Below are 6,167 nucleotides of genomic sequence, written 5' to 3'. Positions count from 1 at the left end.
CTGGCCTCTCTCTCCGCCATCGAGTAACTCGCACCTCCCGGAGTACTTCCCGGCCTCTCAGCAGATGCCGGCTCATTTCGTGCGGCCCGCGCCCCCCTCCCGTCTTCACCCTCGGGTGCGGGCCGCACGCGCGCCCCCTTTGTCACAACCGTGCGGGCTATCAGGGCCCACACGGCCGTCACAAACCATTCGGTCGCCTCCATGACGGCGCGCCGCCCGGCGCGCCACGCGAGAAAACGCAGCAATCGGTCTTGCGTCACCGCCACTCCGCAACCTGGTTTTCTCTTCTGACGATTCAACTGTATGTGCGCGGGGCATCGCCCCGGTATTCCGTCAACTGGACACGCCTGCGCTGGCCCAACGCGCAGCGGACTCTTCGATTACCCGCCGGACCTCCCGCTCCAGTTCGATCATGGGAACCGGCTTGACCAATGCCTTCGACGCGCCGCAGATGAGCGCGGAAAAGCGCTCCTCAGGACTGTCCATCAGCACGACAATCGCCTGTTCACGAGCCTGGGCACGCAGGAACAGGACCGTCTCATACGACTGCATATTGACCATTTCAAAATCCACGATTACGGCGTCAAAGCGGGCGCGCTCGCAGGCCTCGGCCGCCCTCTCACTATCGGAGACCGCCGTGACGGAGAAACCGCTGCGCTCGAACCACGCGGAAGTCATGTGGCGCAACAGGGGGTCATCGGAGACTATCAAGACACGCAATTCACTCATGACAACCCGCCGCCTCTTGTTCTGTTCGAGCAACCCGTCACAGTGCCAACCTCCATCGCGTTACGTATCGAATGCCGCCCAACATCCTCTCGCGGGGTACTTCCGCACGGACGCTCACCCGATATCCTCTTGCATGCACCAGCCACAACATCCTCACGCGTGACTCCGTCAATACCTGACATGTAGTCGCCATAACCGGCATCTCCCTTTCCCCGCGGTCTTGCGCGTTCCTTTTACTCTCACCTGTTCCCTCCGTTCCCTGCCACGTCACCCGTTCCCTCCGCCGGTTCTCCCTCCACCGCAAAGGCCGGGCGAACGCACCAGCGCGAACTGCGTCTGGGCGCCTTTTCGTGACAAAATTGTCTTAGCAAGTTTCGTGCCATATCAGGAATCATCGGGGCATTAGGCTCTAACATGCTGATATACAGAAAGTTATACAAACAGCGGCCCGAAGCGCCGGGCGAGGGAAGCGTCTTGGATTCCAGGAACTGGACAGTGATTTCGTCCAGAATCTGGACTCGTGCAGGGAATTGGGCACGAATGCCCCGTCCGGGCAAGGAATGGTGACGGCCTATTTGATGTCGTACTGTGCGATGCGGGCGTAGAGCGTGCTGCGCGCCACTTGCAGGATCCGTGCGGTCTCCTTGATGCTGCCTCCGCACTGTTGAAGCACGCTTGTAATGTGCCGCCTTTCGACTTCAGCCAGGCTTAAAGCCGGTTTCGTGGCTCCGGCGGCTTTGATGGTCTGAGATGGCTCTTCAATTGACATCTCCGGGTGAATCCATTCGCTCGTGGCGAGCGCAACGGCGCGCAGCATCCAGTTGCGGAGTTCGCGGACATTTCCCGGCCAGGACCGTTTCTGCAGGTATATCAACGTTTCAGGCGTATAGCCGGACAGCGGCCGTTTAGCCTGATTCTTGATAAGTTGAAAGAAATGCTCGACGAGATCAGGGATGTCCGACGGCCGCTCACGCAGCGGGGGGATTCTGATCTCGAAACCGGTCAGCCGGTGGAAGAGGTCTTCTCGAAATTGCCCGGCAGCCAGGGCCTTCCGCAAGTCCTTGTTCGTCGCGGCGACAATGCGCACGCGTACGCGTATCTCTTCCTTGCCCCCCACACGGCGAAAGGCGCCGTCCTCGACGGCGCGCAGGATCCGCGCCTGGTTTTCAAGGCTGAGGTCCGCGACTTCGTCCAGGAAGAGCGTTCCGCCGTGCGCCTGTGCGAGCAGGCCGTCAAACCGGTGGGTGGCGCCGGTGAAAGCGCCGCGTTCGTAGCCAAAGAATTCGCTCTCGAAGAGGTCCCGGGGAATGGCCGCGCAGTTCACGACGACGAAAGGCTCGGCGCGCTGCACGGACTGCACGTGGACGAGCCGGGCCGCGAGTTCCTTGCCGGTACCGGTTTCGCCGGTAATGATCACATTCAAGTTAGAAGCCGCGGCCTGTGCGATCTGGAGGCGAACACGGCGGATGGCGCTGCTATCCCCAACGAGTTCGAGGGATTCGCCGGAACGGGCACGCAGCCGTTCGTTGTCGCGCCGGAGCTGTTCCTGGTTCTCGATGGCACAGATGATAGGCGCGAGCGATTGCGCCAGCAGCACCAGCAGGCGCAGGTCCGCCTCATCATAGGAGGAGGAGGCGTGCGGCAATTCGGTGCGCAGTACGATGGCGCCGATGTCCGCTTCGCTCACGGTCAGCGGCGCGGCAAGCGTGAACGTGCGAACCTTCTGTTTTCCCCGTTGCATCGTGCCGGGCGCGAGCATGCCGTGCCCCTCTCTCAGGCAGGTGTGCATAAGGTCAAGGGGCGGCGAAGTCTGTTCGGCCCCGACCACGAGGTTCAGCGTGTCCCGCCCATGCACGAGGGCCACCCACAGGTCCACTGGGTCGAATCGCTGACAAAGCCGCTCTCGCAGAAGGGCCAACAAGGACTTCACGTCTCTGCACACGCCGGCTTCCCGGGCGACGTCGAAGAGAAAAACAAGGTCATCCACGGTTCCGGGGCGGGCTTGGATTCCGGCGCGCGCGGAATCGAGCGCCAAGGTGATGGGAAGCGATTCAGACCAGGATACCGTATCGCATCGGGAAGCGCCCGAAACGCGGCCCTGCCCGGCGCCCTCCCCCTCACCGAGCACCAGAAACTGATTCGTGCCGATGGAGATTTCATCGCCGGGTTCGAGCCGTGCGCGGCGCACAGGCGCGCCATTCAAGAGCGCCGGATTCCGGCTGCCCAGGTCCTCGAGCCAGATATCGGTTCCCTCACGCACAATTCTGCAGTGCCGGCGGGAGACCGCGGGGTCCAGCAAAACGATGTCACAATCGGCGCCACGGCCGACAACCACGTCACCGGCGCCGACGCCCCAGCATGCACCGCGACATTTCCCCGCCGTGCTCGCCAATTTGACATCCATCGACACGGTATCCCCACGGATTTCCTCGCACAGCGACCACTGCAACCCAACCCCCGCATCTGGACAACGGCTTGCCGCAAAGCCCCCTGATTATTGTTATTATAACACCACCAGCCGCCAAGCGCCCAAGTCCTCACCCGAGGCTCCCGCTATTTCAACCAGGCGCCGCTTCGAGTGCGGCGGCAATGCGCTTCACGGCCGTGCGCAGCGTCTTGATGCGCGCGTGGCGCTTGTCGTTGCCCTCGACCACGGTCCACGGCGCGCGGACGGTGGACGTGCGCTCGAGCATGTCCGACACCGCTTGCCAATACAAGTCCCACTTCTCGCGATTGCGCCAGTCTTCGTCCGTGATCTTCCAACGCTTCTCCGAGGTGTCCTGACGCGCCTGGAATCGGGCCAATTGCTCTTCCTTCGAAATATGCAGCCAGAATTTGATGACAACCATCCCGTAATCGGCAAGGTCCGACTCGAATTCGTTGATTTCACGATAGGCGCGCGCCCATTCCGGATAGGTGGCGAATCCTTCGATCCGTTCCACCAGCACGCGGCCATACCAGGAGCGATCGAATATGGCAAAGTGGCCCGCTTTCGGGAGCGCCCTCCAGAACCGCCAGAGATAGTGGTGCGTCTTTTCATCGCCCTGCGGCGCGGCAAACGGCGCGACCTCATAGCCGCGCGGGTCAAGCTCGCGCACAAAGCGGCGGATGTTGCCCCCTTTGCCGGCGGCATCCCACCCTTCGTAGACAATGACCACGGGCTTGCGCTGCTTGTAGCAAAGGTGCTGAAGACGCCGCAGTTCCTCTTGCAGCCGAGGCAGCTCTTCGTCGTAGGTTTCCTCTGAAACCGTGATGGACGCATCCACGCGGTCCAAGGGGCTTGTACGGCGCGGCGCGCTCTGAGGTTCCTCGGTCGGGGTGGCCGGCCGCACGGCCATTGGATTCGCAAGCGCCGCGGCGAGCGTTTCAGCAACCTTCACGCGGGCGAAGCGTTCGTCGGTGGCCGGCACAAGTGTCCAGGGCGCATTCGGCGTTGACGTCTCGCGCAGCATGTCCTCGACGGCCTGGGCATACTCGTCGTAGCGCTTCTGCTGGCGCCGCTCCGCTTCGCCGACGCGCCACGCGAACGCGGGGTCTTCTTCGAGCTTCTTGAACCGCTTCGCCTGTTCTTTCTTACTGATGTGCAGAAAGAATTTTACTATCACCGCGCCGCCGTCGGTGAGTTGGCGTTCGAAAGCCCGGATGCGTTCATACGCGGATTGCGCCGCGCGCCCGTCGCACCCGTTTTCCACGTATTCCTCGAGAACTTGCAGGTACCAGCTTCTGTCAAATATGGCAATGGCGCCGTCGGCGGGGAGCAGCTTCCAGAAGCGCCACATCGGGGGCCAGAAGCGGTCCCGTTCGGCCGCGGGCGCAATCGCGTGAACCTTGAAACCGCGGGGGTCGAGCGCCTGAAGGAGCCGGCTCAATACGGTGCCCTTGCCCGCCGCCTCCCATCCTTCGAACACTATCAGTACAGGTACCCCCGCCGAATGCAAGCCCCGCTGCAGCGTCGGCAGCCGGACGTCGAGTTCGTCCAAGGCCGCCTTGTATTCCTCTTTACCCAACTTCGTTTCCAAATCCACGGTTTCGAGCATAGGAACGTTTGCCTCCCTTGTACCTGAGTCTAACGCGCACGGGAAAAGACTGCAAGCGGCATGCGCCGACTCCGGAACCGGATAACGCGGCGGAGTTCATCCAATATGCAACCAGAAATATTTGTATTTGATTTGTATAGGACCCCAGTGGAAAAGTTGGCGGCGTTGTGGTACCTTAAGGAAGGAGTGCTCTAATGTCCGCACCTTTTCAAGGTCATAGGGCTATCATCCGTCGATGCTTACCTATAACTGCTTCTTCCCGGCGGGGACCATCCGATGAGGCGACGGGCGCCGTGGCCCGAAAGGGAACTTAACCGGCGGGTTCAAGTCGCGAGAGAGAAAGAGGACCACCCATGAGTATGCGACAGCGTGTAAGAGCGGGCTGTGACTGCGGCGTCCATTCGCTACTGGTGGCCGTTTTCCTCTTGGTACTGCTGACGCGTGCGGCGGAGGCCCAGACGAAGCGCATTCTGCTTGTGGGCGACAGTTGGGCGGAATACGCGTGGGATGACAACGCCTGGCCCGCGGTGCTGAGCACCTATGGGTTGAGCCAATGGGGCGCGGAGGGCTCGACTACAGCGATCGGCGGCACGACGGCGTCCGTCTGGAAAGACCCGGGCGCGCTTGCCTTGGTCCAGCAGGCCCTTGCGGCAAATCCCACCATCGACATCATACATCTGAGTCTGGGCGGCAATGATATGCTCGCGGGGCAGGCGGCGGGGGGCTGGCATACGGGTCTGTCGCCCACGGAAGAGAGCGCGCTATTCGACCGCATACAGAACGACCTGACGACCGTGGTGGATTTCTGCCTCGGTCTGCGTTCTGACATGAAGGTAGGCCTCATTGATTATGATTATGTGAACCTTTGGGAGACTTCGCTGGCGGGCATTCAGGGCGCGCAACTGATGCAGGTTAATCTGGGCAATCCGTCGCCCAGCCAGGTGAATGCCGCGTTTACGAATATGGGCCTGCGCAAGCGCGCCATCGCCAGCTCCCGGAGCCGCGTGCTCTATGTGCATAACTGGGGGTTGCAGCAGTACCGGCACGGTCACCCCGGTTTCATTGACGCCGGTTTCGTCTATCGGGCGCCCTTCGCCGCCGGCACAGCACCGTTCCCGGGCTGGCCGCCGGCTTATTCGCCGTATCCGGGCGGGAACCCGGTGTATCCCGGGCCGCGCGCCGGCATGGCGGCAGACGGCGACGACCCGATCCATTTGAACGTGACCGGCTACAAGGACCTTTGCGCGAGCGCGCTAGGCCAGGGTTTCGCGGGCTGGCTCGTGGATATCACGGGTCCGACAGTGCTCTCGATCACGCGCAAGGCCGGCGCGCAAAACCCTACGACGAACCAGACCCTCGAATTTACCGTGACCTTCAGCGAAGACGTGCGCACGGTGGCGT

5 protein-coding genes are annotated in these 6,167 nt (G+C 62.0%); 1 reads left to right on the top strand and 4 read right to left on the bottom strand.

What is annotated here, in order from left to right; genetic code table 11:
* The 4 genes from KA184_22725 to KA184_22710 all read right to left on the bottom strand — a co-directional run.
* A partial coding sequence (locus tag KA184_22725) for a hypothetical protein (GenBank protein ID MBP8132403.1) occupies nucleotides 1-260 on the bottom strand: 260 nt, incomplete at its 3' end.
* A 73-nt stretch (nucleotides 261-333) separates the two neighbouring features.
* Nucleotides 334-729, bottom strand: coding sequence for a response regulator (locus KA184_22720; GenBank protein MBP8132402.1), 396 nt, complete (start codon nucleotides 727-729; stop codon nucleotides 334-336).
* 571 nt (nucleotides 730-1,300) lie between these two features.
* The gene (locus KA184_22715) at nucleotides 1,301-3,133 is read right to left on the bottom strand and encodes a sigma 54-dependent Fis family transcriptional regulator (GenBank protein MBP8132401.1); all 1,833 of its coding nucleotides are present in this window, start codon (nucleotides 3,131-3,133) and stop codon (nucleotides 1,301-1,303) included.
* A 154-nt stretch (nucleotides 3,134-3,287) separates the two neighbouring features.
* Nucleotides 3,288-4,766 (bottom strand): phosphate--AMP phosphotransferase, encoded by a 1,479-nt coding sequence (locus KA184_22710; GenBank protein MBP8132400.1) that lies wholly within the window; start codon nucleotides 4,764-4,766, stop codon nucleotides 3,288-3,290.
* A 353-nt stretch (nucleotides 4,767-5,119) separates the two neighbouring features.
* Between KA184_22710 and KA184_22705 the strand changes: the two genes are divergently transcribed.
* Nucleotides 5,120-6,167: SGNH/GDSL hydrolase family protein (locus KA184_22705; protein ID MBP8132399.1), on the top strand; the 1,048-nt coding region annotated here is incomplete at its 3' end.

This window comes from Candidatus Hydrogenedentota bacterium, assembly GCA_018005585.1.
Taxonomy (GTDB): domain Bacteria; phylum Hydrogenedentota; class Hydrogenedentia; order Hydrogenedentales; family JAGMZX01; genus JAGMZX01.
The sequence above is the reverse complement of the archived record's forward strand: the minus strand, read 5'-3'. Positions and strand labels throughout refer to the sequence as shown.